The organism is Variovorax sp. GW821-FHT10D07 (genome assembly GCF_059415325.1).
Genome location: NZ_JBWKMZ010000026.1, coordinates 39,050 through 58,014, shown reverse-complemented (window position 1 = coordinate 58,014; position 18,965 = coordinate 39,050). Strand labels below are relative to the sequence as shown.

Here is an 18,965-nt window from a genome sequence, read left to right as displayed (position 1 = left end):
GCCGCCATGCACACCCTGCCGCCCGCCCACCTCTTCTGGCCGCTGCTCGCGCTGTGCGCGCTCGGCTTCGCGGTGCTCTGCGCCGTGGTGCGCGATGCCGGGCGCGGCGGGCGTCGGCGTGCGCTGCAGCAGCGCATCGCCACGCTGCGGCCGCCCTCGCGCGCGGCCGATGCGCAGGCCGTCGAGCGCCTGCACGAGGCGATGGCGCGCGCGCAGCAGCGGCTGCGGCTGGCGCCGCGCCCGCGTGCCGCCGGCGAGAGCCTCGATGACGAGGACTTCGGCCGCGGCGCGACGCCGAGCGCGCCGTGGCTGCTGTTCCTCGGCGATGCGGCCGCCGACCTGCCGGGGCTGCTCGCCGCCTCGCCGCTCGACGCGGACCCGTCGGACGACGCGCCGACCGGCCCGGTGCGCAGCGGCTGGCGCTGGTGGACCGGCGGTGCCATGGCCGCCATCGAGATCGATGCGCGCGTGCTCGAGGACCCGGCCGACGCGCCGCACTCGCGCGCCCTCTGGCTCGCGGCATTGCTGGCGCTGGCCGAGCGCCGCGAGCGTCTACCGCTGCACGGCATCGTGGCCTGCATCGGGGCGCAGGCGCTGCGCGAGGCGCCGGCCGACGCGATCGCCTTCCGCATGCGCATCGCGCGGCTGCGCCGGCTGGTCGAGGAGGCCGGCCGCACCCTGCGGCTGCAGTTGCCGTTCTACCTCGTGGTCACGGGCCTCGAAGGGCTCGACGGCTATGGCGCGCTGCGCGGCACGCTGCCGCCCGAGGTGCTGGCGCAGGCCCTGGGCCATCGGCTGGCGGCGGAACAGCCGATGCCCGATGCCGGCAGCGCCGCCGACCGGCTCGATGCGGTGTTCGAGCCGATCGCCGTGCGGCTGCATGCGCTGCGCATGGGATTGCTGCGCGAGCAGTCGGGCGCTTCGGGCCGGCTCGCGGTGCATTCGTTCGTGGAGGGGGTACGAAGCCTGCAGCCGGGGCTCAGGCTGGCGGCCGAGGCGCTGTTCGACAGCCATGGCCGCAAGGCGCGCGAGGCCCGGGGATTGCGCTGGCGCGGCCTCTACCTGACGGTGGCCGGCGGCGCGGCGGGCGGCAATGGCGCCTTCACGGGCGACCTGTTCCATCGCTTCCTGCCGGCGGACGCCTCGCTGGTGCGCCCCGGCCGGCTGCCGCCCGCGGACCGCGACACGGGCCTGGACGCGATGTGAACGCCGCCAGCCCCCGCGCCGCGCGGCGCCTACTTCTCCTTGATCGGCTCCGCCTTCTGATCGATGCGGATCTGGCGCGCGCCGTAGGTCACGGTGATGGTGTTGATCTTGCCGACCTCGAGCGGCCGCACCTCGCGCCAGCGCGCGCGGTCGAGGTCGCGGAACGCGCCCATCACGCCGATCATCTTGGCGTCGGGCTGCAGCACGAAATCGAACTTGCGGCTCTCGCCGGGACGCAGCAGCGTTTCCTCGCGCTGCACCAGCTCGGCGCCGAGCGTGGCCTGGTCCTTCTCGAACAGCGAGAAGAAGTCGGCGCTCTCGAAGGCACCCGGCGTCTTGAGCACGTAGGCGCGCACCGTGAGCGGCGATGCGCGGCCGCGCGCGTCGGGATTGGCATCGGGGCCCGCCACCAGCGTCAGCGACACGGGCGTCTTCACTTCGGGGGGCGGCTTGCTCGCGCAGCCCGCGAGAAAGAGCGCTGCGGCAGCGAGGCCGAAGGCCGCCACGTGCCGGCGCGAAGCCGTGGCCGGAAGGCCTCCATAGGACGAATGGTGTGTACCGAGCGCTCGCATGCTATTCCCTTCGTTGCATTGACCGGTTGAGAGGCATCTTTGATTATCACCAGCCACATTCAACAGGCAACATGCTCACCAACGAACTCGCAGATGCACTGCTCACACCGATCGGCGACAGCGCGCCGAGCGGCACCGACCTCGAGTACGACGCGGACTTCACCGCGCTCGTGACCGCGTCGCAGGGCAAGCCCGAACAGCAGTTCGGCGACACCGTCATTCCCGCGGTGGAGCCGGACTGGCGCAGCGTGGCCGAGCAGTCCGACGCCATCCTGCGCCGCAGCAAGGACGTGCGTGCCGCCGTGCTGATGCTGCGTGCCGCCACCCGGTTGCAGGGCGTGCCCGGCTTCGTCGCCGGCCTGCGCCTTTTGACCGGATTGCTCGACCGCTTCTGGGACGGCATACATCCAACGCTCGATGCCGACGACGACAACGATCCGACGATGCGCCTGAACGCGCTCGCGCCGTTGAACGACGAGACCATGGTGCTGCGCGACCTCTACGACGCCCAGGTGGGCGCGGCGCCGGGCGTGGGCTCGATCCGCGTGCGCGACATCGCGGTGGTCCAGGGCACGCTCGCGGCGAACGGCGAGCCGCTCTACTCCGCGCCGCAATTGCAGGCCGGCCTCGAGGCCCTGCAGGCCGCGCAGCCCGAGCGCATCGAGGCCGCGATCGCCGCGCCGGCGCTGATCGACCAGCTGCAGGCGCTGCTGGTGGAGCGCACCGGCCGTTCCGACGCCATCGACCTGGGCGCGCTGCGCACCATCGCGCGCACCGTGCAGAAGGCCTGCAGCGCCGCGATCGGCGTGCCCGAGGAAGCCGGCGCGGCGGGCACGGACGACGGCGGCGAAGCCGCGGCGGGCGGAGGCGGTGCACGCCCCGCGGCCGCGCGCGGCGAGATCCAGACCCGCGAGGACGCGCTGAAGATGCTCGACCGCGTGATCCGCTTCCTCGAGACCACCGAGCCCGGCAATCCCGCGCCGCTTTTGATCGAGCGCGCCAAGAAGCTGATCGGCGTGAGCTTCCTCGAGATCATGGCCAACCTCGCGCCGAACGCGCTCGACACGATCGAGAACGTGACCGGTCGCCGCGCCTCGGACTGAGGCCGTTGCGCCGCCTCTCCCCCTCCTCCCCTCCCCTTTCCATCCCTGGATCGACCCACCCCGTTTCACCCCCGCAAGGAGCATCGCCATGGCCAAGAGCAGTCAGAAATTCATCGCCCGCAACCGGGCGCCCCGGGTGCAGATCGAATACGACGTCGAACTCTACGGCGCCGAGAAGAAGATCCAGCTGCCCTTCGTGATGGGCGTGCTGGCCGACCTGTCGGGCAAGCCCGCCGACCCGCTGGCGCCCGTGACCGACCGCAAGTTCCTCGAGTTCGACGTCGACAACTTCGACTCGCGCATGAAGGCCATGAAGCCGCGCGCGGCCTTCGCGGTCGAGAACTCGCTGACCGGCGAGGGCGAGCTCAAGGTCGAGCTGACCTTCGAGAACATGGAGGACTTCTCGCCCGCCGCCGTGGCCCGCAAGGTCGGCGCGCTCAACAAGCTGCTCGAGGCGCGCACCCAGCTGTCGAACCTCGTCACCTACATGGACGGCAAGAACGGCGCCGAGGAACTGCTGGCCAAGGTGCTCGAGGACCCGGCGCTGCTGCAGTCGCTGGCCGCGACCAAGAAGCCCGAGGACGGCACCACCCCGCCGGCCGCCTGATCCCTGTCCCATTCCGACTTCCACATCCGGTTCACGAGGAGTAACCCACCATGGCCGAAGCACTCGAACAGAGCGCGTTGAAAGACGTCGCGTACGCGGGCAGCGACTTTTCGTCGCTGCTGCAGAAGGAATTCAAGCCGCGCAGCGACGAAGCCAAGAGCGCGGTCGAAGCCGCCGTGCTCACGCTGGCCCAGCAGGCGCTGGCCAACAGCGAGGTCATCGGCAAGGACGTCACGAAGTCGATCCAGTCGATGATCGCGGCGATCGACGCCAAGCTCACCGAGCAGGTCAACCGGATCATCCACCACCCCGACTACCAGAAGCTCGAGAGTGCGTGGCGCGGCCTGCACTACATGGTGAACAACACCGAGACCGACGAGAACCTGAAGATCCGGGTGATGGACATCTCGAAGCAGGAGCTCGCCAAGAACCTCAAGAAGTTCAAGGGCGCGGCCTGGGACCAGAGCCCGATGTTCAAGAAGATCTACGAGCAGGAGTACGGCCAGTTCGGCGGCGAGCCCTTCGGCGCCATCGTCGGCGACTACCACTTCGACCAGAGCCCGCCCGACGTCGAGCTGCTCGGCGAGATGGCCAAGATCGCCGCCTCGGCCCACGCCCCCTTCATCACCGGCGCGAGCCCGAACCTGATGCAGATGGAGTCGTGGCAGGAGCTCGCCAACCCGCGCGACCTGACCAAGATCTTCCTCACGCCCGAGTACGCCGGCTGGCGCTCGCTGCGCGAGTCGGACGACGCGAAGTACCTGGGCCTGTGCATGCCGCGCTTCCTGGCGCGCACGCCCTACGGCGCCAACACCAACCCGGTGGAGGAGTTCGACTTCGAGGAAGACACCGCCGGCGCCGACCACAGCAAGTACGCCTGGGCCAACGCGGCCTATGCGATGGCCACCAACATCAACCGCTCGTACAAGCTCTACGGCTGGGGTTCGCGCATCCGCGGCATCGAGTCGGGCGGCGCGGTCGAGAACCTGCCGCTGCACACCTTCCCGAGCGACGACGGCGGCGTGGACCAGAAGTGCCCGACCGAGATCGCGATCAGCGACCGGCGCGAGGCCGAACTCTCGAAGGCCGGCCTGCTGTCGCTGATCCACCGCAAGAACTCCGACTTCGCGGCCTTCATCGGCGCCCAGTCGCTGCACAAGCCGGCCGAGTACGACGATCCCGACGCCACCGCCAACGCCAACCTGGCCGCGCGCCTGCCCTACCTGTTCGCCTGCAACCGCTTCGCGCACTACCTCAAGTGCATCGTGCGCGACAAGGTCGGCTCGTTCAAGGAACGCGACGAGATGCAGCGCTGGCTCAACAAGTGGATCATGAACTACGTGGACGGCGACCCGGCGAACTCGTCCGAAGTCACCAAGGCCCAGAAGCCGCTGGCCGCGGCCGAGGTGGTGGTCGAGGAGGTGGAGGGCAACCCCGGCTACTACTCCTCCAAGTTCTTCCTGCGCCCGCACTACCAGCTCGAGGGCCTGACGGTCTCGCTGCGCCTGGTCTCCAAGCTGCCGTCCGCCAAGGGCGCGGCATAGGCCATCGGGTGGGTTTGAAATCCCGCCCGCTTCTTCGTTCTGAGATCACTACCGGCCGAAGCCCCACCCGCAGCGGCCGGTAGCCCCAAAAAACTTTCTCTTTCGTCAACCATCGCCCGCGCATCGCAGGCATCACAGGAGTAGCAAGATGGCATCCGATTTCCACATCAAGTTCGACGGCGTCACCGGCGAGGCCACCCACAAGGATCACAAGGACGAGATCGAGATCCTGTCGTGGTCGTGGGACGTGGCGAACACCTCCGGCGCGGCATCGGGCGGCGGCTCGGGCAAGGGCAAGGCGCAGCCCGGCTTCTTCAACTTCGTCCACATCTTCGACAAGGCCTCGCCCGTGCTGGCCAAGAACTGCGTCAGCGGCAAGCACTTCAAGGACGCGGTCCTGACCTGCCGCAAGTCCGGCGACGGCCAGGGCGAGTACCTCAAGGTCACGATGAAGGAAGTCTTCATCTCGAACGTGGCCCCGGCCGGTTCGCAAGGCGGCGACGTGCTCGAGAACGTGGTCGTGACCTACAAGGACATCGAGTTCGCCTACAAGGCCCAGAACGACAAGGGCGCCACCACCGGCGACGTCAAGTTCGGCTGGAACGTGGCCACCACCGAAACCCGCTGAGATCTGCCCGGACTTCGCCGCGCGAGCGCGGCAAGCTCCACGCCATTCGGCCCGCGTCCTCTGCTCGAGGGCATCGCGGGCCGTTTCTATTGGTGCGGGAGAAAAGAAAAGGGAGAGGAGGCGGCGCGCGCCGCCGCCCGTTCCGTCAACCGAGGACGGTGTCGTCCGGATCGCGCGGCTCGGGCTGCGCCTCGACCGGCAGCAGCCGCGTCTCGTCCTCGGCGGCGTCGATCACCCACAGCGTGAGCGCCGTGTAGTTGTCGTGCCCCGGCTTCGCGCGCGCGACGATCTGCGCCTCGATCTGCTCGACCCACTGGCTGGGCGTGCGCGAGGCATGCAGGGTCTCGACCAGGCATTCGTCGCCCAGCGGCTCCCACACGCCGTCGCTGCACAACAGCAGCACATCGCCCGGCAGCAGCCGCATGCGGTCCGACACCGCGATGTCGGGTTCTTCCTCGAGCGAGCCCAGCGCCGACAGCAGCATGTTGCGCTGCGGATGCAGGCGCGCGCCCTCCTCGTCGAGCATGCCGCCGGCCACCATCTGCTGCACCAGGCTGTGATCGGTGGTGCGCGCGACGATCGCGCCGCCGCGGAACAGGTAGGCCCGGCTGTCGCCGCTGTGCACCCAGGCCAGCGCATGGACCTCGAGGTCGATGGCCGCGAACACCACCGTCGAGCGCATGCCCGCCAGCGTGCCGCCCTCGGCCTGGCGCGTCACCACGTCGCGGTTGGCCTGCTCGATCAGGGCGCGCAGCACGCCCGCGTCGAGGCTGGGGCCGGCCGAGAACGCGCCCAGCACGCTCGCGCGCACCGTGGCCGCCGCCACGTCGCCGCCGCCATGGCCGCCGGCGCCATCGGCCACCAGGCAGGCGACATGGCGCTCGTCGTGCCAATGGCCGTGAACGTCTTCGTTGTAGCTGCGGCCGCCCTGGCGGGACAGCGTGACGATTTCGATTTCCAAGCGGGGCTCCTCGCGTCGGTCGTGCGTGTCGTGGGTTCTTGTTCTGCGGTGCAGCGGTCGCGCGCGCCTCAGTCGTCGGATTTCAGGCGCGCCATCTGCGCCTCGTAGGCCTCGAGGAAGGCCTTGCCGAACAGGTTGTGGAAGTCGTCCTCGGCCTCCGTCGCGATGCCGCCGTACAGCGCCACGAACTGGTCCCACAGCTTGGCCTTGCGGTTGGCCGCGAACAGCGCGTCGAGCGCCGACTTCGAACTGATCTTCTTCTCGAGCTCCTCGGGCTCGAAGCGCGCGATGACATGCGCCAGCGCCGCGCGCAGGCCGACCATCACGCCGAACTGGTGCGCGCGCAGGTCGTTGAAGGCATCGCGCATCGCGGCCTCGGCCGGCATGAAGCCGCGCACGCCCGGCCCCAGCAGGTGCGCCAGCGCGACCTCGACCGTGGGCGAGAACTTCAACGGGTTGTTGGCCTGCGCCGCGATCATCGTGACCTCGGCGCGCACCTCGCGCTTGAACTCCTGGCGCGTGAGCAGCAGCTGCAGCGTGCCTTCGGTGGCGCTGCGCAGCATCGAGCCGATGCGCTCCATCAGGCCCGGCGTGAGCATCTCGGGCGGCTGGTGCGTGCCGCCGAGGCCGCGCAGGAAGGCGGCCAGCAGCTCGTCGTCGCTCGCGATGCGCTCGACGGGCGCAGCCGCAACGGGCGCGGGCGCGCGCGGCGCGGGTGCCGGCGGCGACGCGGACAGCGGCGGCAGGGGGCGGCCCGCGGTGTCGGGGCCGCTGATGCGGATCGGCAGGCCCGTCATGTCGTCGAAGGCGGGCAGCTCGGGCAGCGGCGCGGCGCGCGGCGCGGGGATGGGTGCCGCGACGGGCGCGGGCGGTGGCGGCACCGCGGCCGGTGGCGGCGGCGTGATCGCCTTCGGCGGCGTGAAGCCGAACTGCTCGATCGGCAGGTGGTCGGAACGCGCCATCGGCGTGGCCGGCGCGGCGCGCTGCAGCGCGGCCAACGGATCGGAATCGTTCGCGGTGTTGGGCTGCAGCAGCGGATCGGCCAGCGGCGACAGCGCGAGCGGATCGCCGCCGATGCCGCCGCCACCGGCCGCGCCGCCGAACAGCTCGTCGATGCCCGCGGCCTTGCCGTGCGCGGGCGGCGCGCCGAGGTCGGAGAAGTCGTCGAGCGCACCGAGCCCGCCGGCCGGTGCCGAGGCCGGGTCGGGGCCGAGCAGGTTGGCGAAGGGATCGATCTGCGCGGCCTGCGCGTTGCGCGAGCCGGTGGCCATGGGGTCGGGGAACAGCAGCGAGTCGGCTGACGACGATGACGACGATGAGGATGGCGACGACGCGGGCGACCGGCCCGGCGCGGGTGCGGGCGCGGGCGGCGACCCCAGGCCCGCGAGCAAGTCGGCGAAGGGATCGTCGCTGGTCGCGGTGGCAGATGCCGGCGCCGCGCCCGACAGGCCCATGATGGTTTCGGGGATCGCGAACGGTGCGGCGGCCGGTGCCGGTGCGGGCGCGGCGGCCTGCACGCGCACCACGAGTTCGAAGCTGCCGACCACCAGGCGCGCGCCATCGGTCAGCGCCGCTTCCTTGCCCGAGCCCAGCGACACGCCGTTGCACTGCATCGGGTTGCTGCCGCGGTCGATGGCGAAGTACTGGCCGTCGCGGCACAGCACCTGGGCATGCACGCGCGAGACGGTGCGGTCGGGATCGTCGAGGACCAGCGTGTTGGTGTCGGCGCGGCCGATGGTGCCGCCCTCGGGGCCGAAATTCGCCGACAAGGACGGGCCCGCCGGGACGCCTTGGCGGGTGACAACAGTGATTTGGATCATGAACCGGCCCCCAGGGCGACGCCCCTACAGCTGTGCGCGAGCTTGCGACGAAACTCGGAAGGAGTATTCATTCCGTGGGACGGCTTGGCAATCTCGCCTTAAGAGGTATGTCTTTGCATCGGAAGGCGATGGAGAGCGCCGCGCTAGGGCGCCAGCAGCAGCACCAGCGCCTGGCTCGGCACGACGCGCACCCCGGGGCAGTTGGTGCTGTTCTGCAGCGACACGCTGGTCAGTCGGCTGGCCGGCATGCCGTTGAGCAGCACGGTGAACGCGCCGGTCACATGGCGCGACGGCCCCATGACGGTGCCCGAGGCCACGCCCATGTTCACGCCGGCGTTGTCGCCGTTGGTCATGGGGATCGAGGTCGCCAGGTTGTGCGCGGGGGCCCCCATGAAAAGGATGGTGGGACAGTTCGGGATGGCCATCGGCCCCATCGCGATGTTCGGGTACGGAATGGGCACGGGCCCCGCGGGCGTGGGCGTCAGGCACACATCGGGAAAGCCCATGTCGGTGCCCATCATCTGGCAGTTGGCGAACATGTGCGTGCTCCTAGCCGAAGTGGATCTGGCCGCCGCGCGTCTTGACGAGCTTCTCGCCGTTCACCAGCGTGTGCTCGCCCGACAGCCGCAGCAGCTGACGGGCCTCGCATTCGACATGCGTCGCGGCCACGCGGTCCGTGCCTTCCGTGGTGCGCACGTGGTGCCGGCTGTAGTGGCTGACGCGGTCCATGACCGTCGAGAGCACCGAGCCGACGAGCTTGACCACGCTGCCCACCACGCTCAGGTGGCGCCCCGTGAGCTCGGCCGAATCCAGCGCCACGCGCGCCTCGCGGGCGCGCACTTCGAGCTGGTCGCTGCTCATGCGCAACTGCGGCGCCGTGAGCGAGAGACGGCCGTCGACCTGCAGCTGCGTGTCTCCGCGCAGCTGCAGCACGTGCGGCGTCTCGCCTTCGCGCTGGAGCACGGCCAGGATCCAGAGTTCGTCCGGCGCGACCTGCAGGCAGGCGACGCTGTCGCCGGCGCGCGGCTCGAGCAGGCAGCTGACCGCGCGCTGGCCGCTGCGGCGCAGCGTACCGCTCAGCACCGTGAAGCCGGCGGGTCCGCATTCGCACACGGTGCCCACGCACCAGCCGGCGGCAATGGCCTGCGCGGGCTGGGCCGGCTGCGCGGCCTGGGGATGGGCGGCGCGGCGCGAACGGCGCCGCGACGGGGCTGCTTTCGAGGTCGTCATGTCTTCTGCTCCATGGGCTGCCAGCGTTCCGCGGCCGCCAGTTCGGGGTCCTGCTCGATCGCACGCCCGCGGTCGGACATGCGCGCCTCCTGCGTGTTCGCGCCATGCAGCACGGTGCGGAACATCGACGCGTCCTGCAGGTCGGCGCCCGACAGGTCCGCGTGCCGGAAGTCGGCATAGGTGAGTTCGGCCGACACCAGCCGCGCCCGGGGCAATTGCGCGCCCGCGAAGTGGGTCTGGTAGAGGTCGGCGCCGGCGAAGTTGGCGCCCGGCAGCTTCGCGCCCGTGAACAGCGCCTGGCGCAGCCGCGCACCGGAGAAGTCCACCTGCTCGCCCCGGGTCTCGCAGAACAGGGCCAGCGGCGCATGCGCCTTGGCCAGGCAGGCCCCGTCGAGCACGGCTTCCTGGAAGTTGCACTGGCGCATGTCGGCGCCGGAGAAGTCGGCTCCCGACAGGTTCGCCTTGAGGAACTGGCAGCCTTCGACCCGCAGTCCGGCGAAGGAACGGTTCTGCAGCCCGGTATCGATGAAGGCGACGCGCACCAGCGTCGCGCCGGTCCAGGTCAGCAGCGAGAGGTCGCAGCCGATGACGGTGGTCTGGCGCCAGTGGGCCTCGTCGGCGCAGACGTCGATCAGGCTCGATCCGTCGATCACGGCCGCGTCGAGGTCGGCGCCGCGCAGCACCGCATGGTCCAGACGCGAGCGCGTCAGCATGGCCATGCTCAGTTGGGCCCCGGCGAGCTGGGCATGGGGCGCCTGGCAGTCGGTCCAGACGGCGGCGTGCAGGTTGGCGCCGCGCAGGTCGGCATGGTCGAGCGTGCAGCGATCGAACACGGCGCGCCGCAGGTTGGCGCCGGCCAGCAGTGCGCCGCGCAGGTCGCACTGCTCGAACACCGCCTCGCGCAGGTCGGCGCCGCGCAGGTCCGCCTCGCTGAGCCGCGCGCCCGAGAAGACCGCCCCGCCGAGTTGGGCCCCGCCGAAGACGCCCTTGGCGAGGTCCATGCCGATGACGGGCTCGCCGATGGCCACGGCCATGGACAGCAGTTCGGGACTCATCATGGCGCGGCCTGCTGCTGTTCGGGCGTGAGGCGCGGCCAGGTGCGCGCGCGCTGCAGCAGCGCGTTCTCGAAGCGCGCGTCGCCATCCAGGCGCACGCGCGACAGGTCGGCGCCGAAGAGGTTCGCGCGGCGCAGGTCGGCACCACGCAGGTCCGCGTGGTGCAGCACCGCGTTCGACAGGTCCATGCCCGCCATCGCGGCCTGCCGCAGGCTGGTCTTGCGCAGCATCGCGCCGCGGGCGCGCGCGAGCCGCAGGTCGCAGCGCGCCAACGAGGCCTTCGTGAGGTTGGCGCCGTCGAGGTTCGCGCGCACCAGCTTCGCGCCATCGAGGATGGCCTCGCCGAGGTTGCACCCTGCCAGGACCGCGCCGCTGAAGTCCACCGCGGCGAGGCTGCATTGCTGCACGAACACCGCGCCCTCGGCCTGCGCGCCGACGAGCCGCGCGCCGTCGAGCTTGCAGCCGACGAAGCTGCTGTGCCGCAGCCGCGCGCCCTGCAGGTCACAGCCGCTCAGGTCGCACTCCACGAAGCTGCATTCGGCCAGTTCCGCCTCGGCGAGCGACAGCCCCCGCAGGTCGAGCTTGTAGAAGATCTGGCGGGTGCCGTGGGCGCCGCTCCAGTCCGCGCTGCCCCACTGCGTCTCGAGCAGCGAGGCCCCTTCCAGCCGCGCACGGCGCAGCTGGGTCTCGGCAAGCACGCAGCGGTTCAGCACGGCGCCGCGCAGGTCGGCCTCGTCGAACATCGCGCCGGCGAGTTGCGAGGCGCCCAGGTTGGCTTCGGCGAACAGCGTTCCCGCGCCGATGGCGCCGCGCAGGTCCGCATGGGCCAGCACGGCGCGCGAGAAATCCGCGCCCGAGAGGTTCGACTTCGACAGGTTGGCGCTTTCGAGCCACGCGCCGGCGAAGCTGGTGCCGCGCAGGTCGAGGCCCGACAGGTCGGCGCCGGTGAGGTCGAGGTCCGCGAAGCGGCGCAGGCCGCCCGCCACCGCGCGCTTCATCTCCTCGCGCAGTGCCTTGGCGGCTTCGGCCTCCATCGGCGCCGCGGGCGCCTGGGCATGGGCCGACTGCAGATAGCCCAGCCGCTCGGCCGCCTGCTGCTTGATCAGCGCCGGATAGACCTTGGCGGTGTCCAGCGCCTGCCCCTGCGCGGCGAAGGCGGCGCGCAATTCGTCGAGCTTCGCTTCGGCGCTGAAGCGCGGCGGCCCGCGATGCGCCAGCGAGGTCGGCGGCAGCCCCTGCTCGGCGGCGAATGCCAGCGCCTTCTCGGCCTGGGTCAGCGCATCGTCGAGCACGGCCCATTGCTGGCGCTGCTCCTCCTTCATCTTGCGTTCGATGTAGGGCGCGAGTTCGGCGCCCTTGGGCACCTTCTCGCGCTCGGGCAGGCGGATGCCGAGCGCGTCCGGATCGCCGCCGTGTTCGCGGACCTGCTCGCGGGCCACCTCGACCTCGGCGCGCGCGCGCAGGTACTGCGCATCGCCCTGCAGGCCGTCCATCGCGAAGGCCGCGCGCGCCGCCTCGACGGCGGGATCGTCGGCATTCAGTCCCTCGGGCAGCAGGTCGCCGTCGTGCAGCATGTGGACGGCACCCAGGCGCGGATCGCCGCGCCGCGCGATCGCGTCCACGTAGTGCTCGTCGGGGCGACGCTCGCCGAGCCGCTCCACCGCCCCGACCAGCGAGACGACATCGGAACCGTCGTCGGTGTCGACCTCCGCGAGTCCCTGGAACAGCAGGATCGCGCGTTCGGCATGCGGGAAGAACCACGCCGTGGTGAGCCGCAGCGGCACTTCGCGCAGCTTCGGTTCGCTGGCGCCGGCCACCGCGTAGCCGGCGAAGACGCGCGCGCGCAATCCGGGCAGCTGGCCCTCGATGCGCGGCCGCGTCGCATGCAGGTGGTCGAACGCGAAAGGCTCGTCGCCACGCAGCGGCTGCTCGAACCACTGGTCGGGCGGTGCCAGGTTGAAATGGCGCCAGTCCAGGTCGGGCGCGAAGCCCGGCGCGTGCGCCTGCAGATAGTCGGCGTCGTAGGTCCCGCGGTACTGGGCGCGCTGCGGGTGCGTCGACGCGAGCGCGCCGAAGCCGGCCGGCGCCACCGCGTGGTCGGGCCGCAGCAGCCGCGTGCCGGGCCACTCGACGTTGGGCAGCCGCTGCACGCCTTCGCGCACCTCGCGGCCCGTGCCGGCCGGATTGGCCGCGAAGTCCGCGCCCCCATAGGCATGCGCCCAGTCGATGGGCATCTGTTCGAAGGGCAGCGGCGCGCTCGCGTCCTGACCGTTCCAGTGACGCTCGCCGAACACGAGCAGGGTCTTCTCGCGCGCGCCCAGCCGCGCGCGCACCGCGCAGCCCGTGGGCTGGTCGGCCGGTGCGAACGCGCGCCCGTGGACCAGGAACTCGGCCGTCAGCTTGGCCACGCCCTCGTCGATCATCGGCACGGCCATCTCCTGGCCGAGGAACTCCCACATCGACTGCTCGCTCCACAGCGCCCCGGACGGCCCCTGCTCGAAGGGCACGTGCAGGCTCGCGGTCACGCACAGGCCAAAGCGCTTGCGGTACTCCACCGGACGGGTCGACAGGCCCAGCGCCTGGGGCTTGGTGACTTGCATGCGCGGCCGGCCTCAGGTGCCGCCGTGGGGCGGGACGTAGCGCGGCGGCAGCGGCGGCATCGGCGGCGCGTCCGGAATGACCGGCGCCGCGGGCACCACGGGGGCCTTGCCCGCGGTCTCGGGCGCCGCCTTGCTCAAGGCATCGGCGGTGCGCCGGCCGTAGGTTCCGCCCAGCAGTTCCGCGCCCGCCATGCCCAGTCCGCCCACCAGCGGGATCATCGACAGCTTGCCTTCGTAGGCGCGCCGCTCGGCGATGGCCGCCATGTCGCCCAGGCGGGCGGCCAGGCTCGTCAGCCCCTGGGCGGCGGCCTCCTCGGCCGCCTTCTTGAGCTCGGTCTTGGCCGTCTCGTACTGGGTGAAGGTGGCGTTCACGTCGAACAGGCCCGCGATCAGGGCCGCGGCACCGATGGCGAAGCCCGTGACCATGCCCGCGGTGCCGCCGCTGGCCGCGGCGCCGGCACCGCCGCCGCCCGAGATGATCTTCATCGTCTGCAGGTCGAGGTCCACGCCGTTCTGGCTCAGGTTCACCGAGGCGACGTTGGTCAGCCGCGCCGCGGCCGTGTTCTCGATCTGCACGCCAGCGAAGTTCGCGATGTCGACCGCCAGCGCGTTGCTCATGTTGAGCCCCATGAAGGTCGACCGGTTCATGCCCAGGTTGGCCTCGCTGTTGGAGCCGATGTAGCCGCTCGAGTTGGAGCCCAGCACGGTGGTGTTGGAGCCGATCGAGGTGGCGTTGATGTCGCCCACCGCGATCATGTCGATCGAGGAGTTGGCGATCAGCTTGACCTGGTTGGCCATGATGGCGTGCTTGCCGCCAGTGACGTCGTTGCGCTCGCCGCCGCTTTGCATCTTGCTGTTGCCGGTCACCAGGTAGGCCATGTCGGCGCCCACGGAGGTGGTCTGGAAGCCGACCACGCCGATGTCGTGGTTGGCACCCACCACCGTCTTCTGGAACCCGCCGATCGCCACGTTCTGGTTCGCCGTGACGATCAGGTCCTGCATGCCGACGACCGAGGTCTTCTGGCTCGCATGGAAGATGTTCTCCTGGTAGCCCTGCACCTGGGTCTTCTGCCCGCCCGAGCCGATGGTGTTGCTCTGCGAGATGCCGACGATGTTGGTCTGGATCTCCGCCACCGTGTTCTTCTCGTTGCGCTTGACCAGCGCCGTGCGGTCGCGGTCCACGGTCTCGGTCTGGTCGCGCCCCACGCTCAGCGAATCGTCCACCTCCACCGAGGTCGACATGTTCCGCTCCGCATGGATATTGACCAGCTCGCCCCCCTTCTTGTCCTCGAACATGATCTCGTTGTAGTTCGAAGGCCCGCCGCCCGGCGTGGAGCGGGTCTTGAAGCCGCTCTGCGTTGCCGACTTGTAGGGGATCGGCTGGTCGTCGTTGTAGACGCGGCCGGTGACGATCGGCCGGTCGGGATCGCCGTTCATGAACTCGACGATCACCTCCTGGTTGATGCGCGGCGCGAAGTAGCCGCCCCAGCCCTTGCCGGCCCAGGGCTGCGAGACGCGGATCCAGGCGGTCGAGCGGTCGTCGCGGAAATCCTTGCGGTCCCAGTGGAAGTGCACCTTGACGCGGCCCATGGGATCGACGTCGTGCTCCTTGCCCTTGCCGCCCACGACGATGGCGCTCTGCGGGCCCGGCATGGTCACGCGCGGCGTGAGCCGCGGCGGACGGAAGATGTGGTCGGCGGGCAGCGCGGTGATCAGGAAGGCGCTGGTGCCGCGCACGCCCTCGCGCAGGGTGGGCGTGGTGTCGATCAGCTCGAGCAGGGCATCGGTGCAGCCGGCATTGACCGCGTCGTCGCGCAGCGCCTCGCGCAGCAGCTCCGCGGTCGGCCGCGGCGCGACGAAGGTGCCCATGCCCTCGTAGCCCGGATGGGTGGCGACGAAGACGCAGCCGCCGATCAGGTAGTCGCCGTCGCGCGTGCCGTCCGGATCGCCCTTGAAGGTGAAGGTGTGGCCCACCGCGACATCGGGCCAGCGCGTGACGGCCCAGTGCAGCGTCTGGCGCGCCGGCAGCTCGCCCGCGCGGACCTCGAGCACGACATCGGATTGCTCGCTCGTGAAGAAGCCGCCCGGGTACTCGAACACCTCCAGGTCCGCCAGCTCGTGCGCGGGCACCATCTCGCCGTGCGTGCTCAGCAGCGTGTTGATCGCCTTGTAGTTCACGTCGCGCGACTCGTACTTGCCCGAGCGCAGCTGGCGCGCGCTGACCCAGCGCTCGATCTCGTTGAAGCGCGCCTCGCTCGCGCCGTCGCCGGCGTAGTTCAGGACGCCTTTGGCCGGCAGCGGCCCGTGCGCCATGCCGGTGGAATCGGCCAGGTGCATCACGCCCGGCGAGTCGAAGGAATCGAACCAGTAGTAGACGCCCTCGTCCTCGAGGATGCGCGACAGGAAGTTGTAGTCGCTCTCCTGGAACTGCACGCAGTAGCGGCGCGCCTCGTGCACGCCGATCACGCCCGCGGGCTCGGTCTTCGCATGGGCCTTGATGGGACTGTCGGTCAGCACGGCATCGAGCACGTCGAGCACCGGCTTCTCCTGCAGGATGCACGAGTTGATGCGCTTGGTCAGCAGGCCGAACCACGAACGCAGGCCGATGCGGTATTCGAAGAAGCGCCCGACCTGCCCGCCGCGCACCACGCGCACCGCATGGCCGCGCGCATGCCGCTCGTGCTTCTGGTCGTCGGCGTCCGCGAAGCCGATCACCACGTCGAAGGCGTGGCCCAGGATCTGGCGCGGATCGATGGTCCGGTCCTGCGACAGCACGGTGAGCTCGTAGGACGACGGGCGCGACAGCCCCTCGTGGCCCACGATGCGCCAGAACATCAGGTCCTTGTTGACGGGTGATTCGCTGTCGATGCGGAACTCGTGCTCGGCCATCTTGCTGTCTTTCTGGTTGGGAGCGCCTCAGCGTGCCGGCCGCGGCGCCAGGTCAATCGAAGGCGTAGGTGAAGTCGGCGTCCTTGACGTCGAGCGCGACGCGGCGGATCTCGCCGCCGACGGCCAGACGCTGCAGGTACTCGACCGAGATCGTGGGCAGCACGGTGTTGGTCAGGATGGCGTCGATCACGCGCCCGCCCGACTCCGGGTCCTGGCAGCGCGCGACCACCTGGTCGACCACCGCGTCGCTGTACTCGAAGGGCACGCCGTGGTTGGTCTCGACGCGCTTCTTGATGCGGCCCAGCTGCAGCCGCACGATCTTCTTCATCATCTCGGGCGACAGCGGGTAGTAGGGGATGGTGACGATGCGGCCCAGCAGCGCGGGCGGGAACACCTTCATCAGCGGCGCCTTCAGCGCATCGGCCAGCGCATTCGGGTCGGGCAGCAGCTCGGGGTCGCGGCACATGCTCATGACGAGCTCGCTGCCGGCGTTGGTGGTCAGCAGGATGATCGTGTTCTTGAAGTCGATCATGCGGCCCTCGCCGTCCTCCATCCAGCCCTTGTCGAAGACCTGGAAGAAGATCTCGTGCACGTCGGGGTGCGCCTTCTCCACTTCGTCGAGCAGCACCACGCTGTAGGGCCGGCGGCGCACGGCCTCGGTCAGGATGCCGCCCTCGCCGTAGCCCACGTAGCCCGGGGGCGCGCCCTTGAGCGTGGAGACGGTGTGCGCCTCCTGGAACTCGCTCATGTTGATGGTGATGATGTTCTGCTCGCCGCCGTACAGCGCCTCGGCCAGCGCCAGCGCGGTCTCGGTCTTGCCGACGCCCGAGGTGCCGCACAGCATGAACACGCCGATCGGCTTCTGCGGGTTGTCCAGCCGCGCGCGCGAGGTCTGGATGCGGCGCGCGATCATCTCGAGGCCGTGCTTCTGGCCGATCACGCGCTGGTTCAGCGTGTCGGCGAGCTTGAGCACCGCCTCGACCTCGTTCTTGACCATGCGCCCGACCGGGATGCCGGTCCAGTCGGCGACCACCGAGGCCACGGCCTGCTCGTCGACCGATGGCAGGATCAGCGGCGACTCACCCTGCACCGCGTGGATCTTCGCCTGCAGCTCGTGCAGCTCGGCCAGCAGCGCGGCGCGGTCGGGCGCGGCCTCGGCGGGCGCGGCTTCGCCGGCGGCCGCCGCATCCACCGGCTTGTTCCCCGTGCGCAGCTTCGCGCGCAGTTCCAGCAACCGGTCGACCAGGCCTTTCTCTTCCTGCCAGCGTGCATTGAGCACCTCGAGCTGCGCCTTCGATTCGGCCAGCAGCGTCGACACCTGCGCCGCGCGCTTGGTGACGTCGATGCCGATCGCCTCCTCGCGGCCGATGATCTCCTGCTCGACCGTCAGGCCCTCGATGCGGCGCATGCAGTCCTCGACCTCGGGCGGCGTCGCATGCTGGCTCACGGCCACGCGCGCGCAGGCGGTGTCGAGCAGGCTCACGGCCTTGTCGGGCAGCTGGCGCGCGGGAATGTAGCGGTGCGACAGCTTCACGGCAGCCTCGATGGCCTCGTCGAGCAACTGCACGCGGTGGTGCTTCTCGAGCACGCTGGCCACGCCGCGCAGCATCAGGATGGCCTTGGTCTCGTCGGGCTCGGGCACCTGCACGACCTGGAAGCGCCGCGTCAGCGCCGGGTCCTTCTCGATGTACTTCTTGTACTCGGCCCAGGTGGTGGCGCCGATGGTGCGCAGGTTGCCGCGCGCCAGCGCGGGCTTGAGCAGGTTGGCCGCGTCGCCGGTGCCGGCCGCGCCGCCCGCGCCCACCAGCGTGTGGATCTCGTCGATGAAGAGAATGATCGGCGTGGGCGAGCTCTGCACCTCGTCGATCACCTGGCGCAGCCGCTGTTCGAACTCGCCCTTCATGCTGGCGCCGGCCTGCAGCAGACCGATGTCGAGCGTGAGCAGCTTCACGTCCTTGAGCTGCGGCGGCACGTCGCCGCGCGCCAGGCGCTGCGCGAAGCCCTCGACCACGGCGGTCTTGCCGACGCCGGCCTCGCCGGTCAGCAGCGGGTTGTTCTGGCGCCGGCGCATCAGGATGTCGACGATCTGGCGGATCTCCTCGTCGCGGCCCGTCACCGGGTCCATCTCGCCCTTCTTGGCCTTCTCGGTCAGGTCGACCGCGAACTTCTTGAGCGCATCGCCCTTGCCCATGGCGGCCGGCGCCATCGCGCCCGCGTCCTCGCCGGGCGCGCCGCTGCCCATGCCGGTGCCGTCCTGCGCGCGCATCTGGGCCTCGGGCGAGGCATCGCAGATCTTCACGAAGTTCTCGGCCAGGTCCTCGACCTTGACCTTCTCGAACTGCTTCGACAGGCCGAACAGCGGGTTGCGCAGGCTCTGCGTCTTGAGCATGCCCACCAGCAGGTAGCCGGTGCGCACCTGCGCCTCGCCGAACTGCAGGGTGGCGTAGGTCCAGGCGCGCTCGATCGCGTTCTCGATGTGCGGCGAGAAGTCGCTGATGGCGGTGGCGCCGCGCGGCAGGCGGTCGAGCGCGGCCGTCATGTCCTTGGCGATCACCGAGACGTCGAGGCCGTAGTGCTGGATCACGCGGTGCAGGTCGGAGTCCTGCGCCTGCAGCAGCTGGGCGAACCAGTGCTCGAGCTCGACGTATGGGTTGCCGCGCATCTTGCAGAAGACGGTCGCGCCTTCGATGGCCTTGTAGGCCAGCGAATTGAGTTTCCCGAACAGGGCGGTGCGGCTGATTTCACTCATG

Annotated in this window: 14 protein-coding genes; 5 read left to right on the top strand and 9 right to left on the bottom strand. The window is 70.4% G+C overall.

Features of this window, described 5'->3' with window-relative positions:
• Nucleotides 1–6: 6 nt before the first annotated feature.
• Nucleotides 7–1,206, top strand: coding sequence for a type VI secretion protein IcmF/TssM N-terminal domain-containing protein (locus AC07PU_RS40675; protein ID WP_495323485.1), 1,200 nt, complete (start codon nucleotides 7–9; stop codon nucleotides 1,204–1,206).
• A 29-nt stretch (nucleotides 1,207–1,235) separates the two neighbouring features.
• On the opposite strand, the gene tssJ is transcribed toward AC07PU_RS40675, so the two are convergent.
• A complete protein-coding gene (gene tssJ, locus AC07PU_RS40670) occupies nucleotides 1,236–1,778 on the bottom strand; it encodes a type VI secretion system lipoprotein TssJ (protein ID WP_208508480.1) in 543 nt (180 codons plus the stop codon).
• Nucleotides 1,779–1,849: 71 nt separating this feature from the next.
• Here tssJ and tssA point away from each other — a divergent pair, with 71 nt between their 5' ends.
• The 4 genes from tssA (at nucleotide 1,850) to AC07PU_RS40650 (ending at nucleotide 5,660) form a co-directional block, all read left to right on the top strand.
• The gene (tssA, locus tag AC07PU_RS40665) at nucleotides 1,850–2,881 is read left to right on the top strand and encodes a type VI secretion system protein TssA (RefSeq protein WP_495323484.1); all 1,032 of its coding nucleotides are present in this window, start codon (nucleotides 1,850–1,852) and stop codon (nucleotides 2,879–2,881) included.
• A gap of 88 nt (nucleotides 2,882–2,969) precedes the next feature.
• Nucleotides 2,970–3,488, top strand: a complete 519-nt coding sequence (gene tssB, locus AC07PU_RS40660; RefSeq protein ID WP_093350860.1) for a type VI secretion system contractile sheath small subunit — start codon at nucleotides 2,970–2,972, stop codon at nucleotides 3,486–3,488.
• A 50-nt stretch (nucleotides 3,489–3,538) separates the two neighbouring features.
• The gene (tssC, locus tag AC07PU_RS40655; protein WP_093350857.1) at nucleotides 3,539–5,032 is read left to right on the top strand and encodes a type VI secretion system contractile sheath large subunit; all 1,494 of its coding nucleotides are present in this window, start codon (nucleotides 3,539–3,541) and stop codon (nucleotides 5,030–5,032) included.
• Between the two features lie 148 nt (nucleotides 5,033–5,180).
• Complete coding sequence (locus AC07PU_RS40650) at nucleotides 5,181–5,660, top strand: Hcp family type VI secretion system effector (RefSeq protein ID WP_093350855.1); 480 nt, start codon at nucleotides 5,181–5,183, stop codon at nucleotides 5,658–5,660.
• Nucleotides 5,661–5,805: 145 nt separating this feature from the next.
• On the opposite strand, the gene AC07PU_RS40645 is transcribed toward AC07PU_RS40650, so the two are convergent.
• The 8 genes from AC07PU_RS40645 to tssH all read right to left on the bottom strand — a co-directional run bounded on the left by AC07PU_RS40645 (nucleotide 5,806) and on the right by tssH (nucleotide 18,964).
• Nucleotides 5,806–6,621 carry a PP2C family protein-serine/threonine phosphatase gene (locus tag AC07PU_RS40645; protein ID WP_495323483.1) on the bottom strand — a complete coding sequence of 272 codons (816 nt, stop codon included), beginning with the start codon at nucleotides 6,619–6,621 and terminating at the stop codon, nucleotides 5,806–5,808.
• A gap of 68 nt (nucleotides 6,622–6,689) precedes the next feature.
• On the bottom strand, nucleotides 6,690–8,390 hold the full coding sequence (gene tagH / locus AC07PU_RS40640) for a type VI secretion system-associated FHA domain protein TagH (RefSeq protein ID WP_495323482.1): 1,701 nt from the start codon (nucleotides 8,388–8,390) through the stop codon (nucleotides 6,690–6,692).
• Nucleotides 8,391–8,584: 194 nt separating this feature from the next.
• On the bottom strand, nucleotides 8,585–8,980 hold the full coding sequence (locus AC07PU_RS40635; RefSeq protein WP_093350847.1) for a DUF4150 domain-containing protein: 396 nt from the start codon (nucleotides 8,978–8,980) through the stop codon (nucleotides 8,585–8,587).
• Nucleotides 8,981–8,990: 10 nt separating this feature from the next.
• Nucleotides 8,991–9,671 (bottom strand): DUF3540 domain-containing protein, encoded by a 681-nt coding sequence (locus tag AC07PU_RS40630; protein ID WP_093350845.1) that lies wholly within the window; start codon nucleotides 9,669–9,671, stop codon nucleotides 8,991–8,993.
• A complete protein-coding gene (locus AC07PU_RS40625) occupies nucleotides 9,668–10,729 on the bottom strand; it encodes a pentapeptide repeat-containing protein (RefSeq protein WP_495323481.1) in 1,062 nt (353 codons plus the stop codon). Before AC07PU_RS40625 ends, AC07PU_RS40630 begins: the two co-directional genes overlap by 4 nt.
• The gene (locus tag AC07PU_RS40620) at nucleotides 10,726–13,326 is read right to left on the bottom strand and encodes a DUF2169 family type VI secretion system accessory protein (RefSeq protein WP_495323480.1); all 2,601 of its coding nucleotides are present in this window, start codon (nucleotides 13,324–13,326) and stop codon (nucleotides 10,726–10,728) included. Before AC07PU_RS40620 ends, AC07PU_RS40625 begins: the two co-directional genes overlap by 4 nt.
• Nucleotides 13,327–13,338: 12 nt before the next feature.
• The gene (locus AC07PU_RS40615; RefSeq protein WP_495323479.1) at nucleotides 13,339–16,215 is read right to left on the bottom strand and encodes a type VI secretion system Vgr family protein; all 2,877 of its coding nucleotides are present in this window, start codon (nucleotides 16,213–16,215) and stop codon (nucleotides 13,339–13,341) included.
• A 52-nt stretch (nucleotides 16,216–16,267) separates the two neighbouring features.
• Nucleotides 16,268–18,964: a type VI secretion system ATPase TssH gene (gene tssH / locus AC07PU_RS40610; protein WP_495323478.1), complete on the bottom strand. Its 2,697-nt coding sequence runs from the start codon at nucleotides 18,962–18,964 to the stop codon at nucleotides 16,268–16,270.
• Between the last annotated feature and the right edge of the window lies 1 nt (nucleotide 18,965).

What these genes read in the sequence shown, in the direction of transcription:
- AC07PU_RS40625 (WP_495323481.1), bottom strand. Translation starts at nt 10,729, where the DNA reads ATGATGAGTCCCGAACTGCTGTCCATGGCCGTGGCCATCGGCGAGCCC.
- tssC (WP_093350857.1), top strand. Translation starts at nt 3,539, where the DNA reads ATGGCCGAAGCACTCGAACAGAGCGCGTTGAAAGACGTCGCGTACGCG.
- tssJ (WP_208508480.1), bottom strand. Translation starts at nt 1,778, where the DNA reads ATGCGAGCGCTCGGTACACACCATTCGTCCTATGGAGGCCTTCCGGCC.
- tssH (WP_495323478.1), bottom strand. Translation starts at nt 18,964, where the DNA reads ATGAGTGAAATCAGCCGCACCGCCCTGTTCGGGAAACTCAATTCGCTG.
- AC07PU_RS40630 (WP_093350845.1), bottom strand. Translation starts at nt 9,671, where the DNA reads ATGACGACCTCGAAAGCAGCCCCGTCGCGGCGCCGTTCGCGCCGCGCC.
- tssB (WP_093350860.1), top strand. Translation starts at nt 2,970, where the DNA reads ATGGCCAAGAGCAGTCAGAAATTCATCGCCCGCAACCGGGCGCCCCGG.
- AC07PU_RS40620 (WP_495323480.1), bottom strand. Translation starts at nt 13,326, where the DNA reads ATGCAAGTCACCAAGCCCCAGGCGCTGGGCCTGTCGACCCGTCCGGTG.
- tssA (WP_495323484.1), top strand. Translation starts at nt 1,850, where the DNA reads ATGCTCACCAACGAACTCGCAGATGCACTGCTCACACCGATCGGCGAC.
- AC07PU_RS40675 (WP_495323485.1), top strand. Translation starts at nt 7, where the DNA reads ATGCACACCCTGCCGCCCGCCCACCTCTTCTGGCCGCTGCTCGCGCTG.
- AC07PU_RS40615 (WP_495323479.1), bottom strand. Translation starts at nt 16,215, where the DNA reads ATGGCCGAGCACGAGTTCCGCATCGACAGCGAATCACCCGTCAACAAG.
- AC07PU_RS40650 (WP_093350855.1), top strand. Translation starts at nt 5,181, where the DNA reads ATGGCATCCGATTTCCACATCAAGTTCGACGGCGTCACCGGCGAGGCC.
- AC07PU_RS40635 (WP_093350847.1), bottom strand. Translation starts at nt 8,980, where the DNA reads ATGTTCGCCAACTGCCAGATGATGGGCACCGACATGGGCTTTCCCGAT.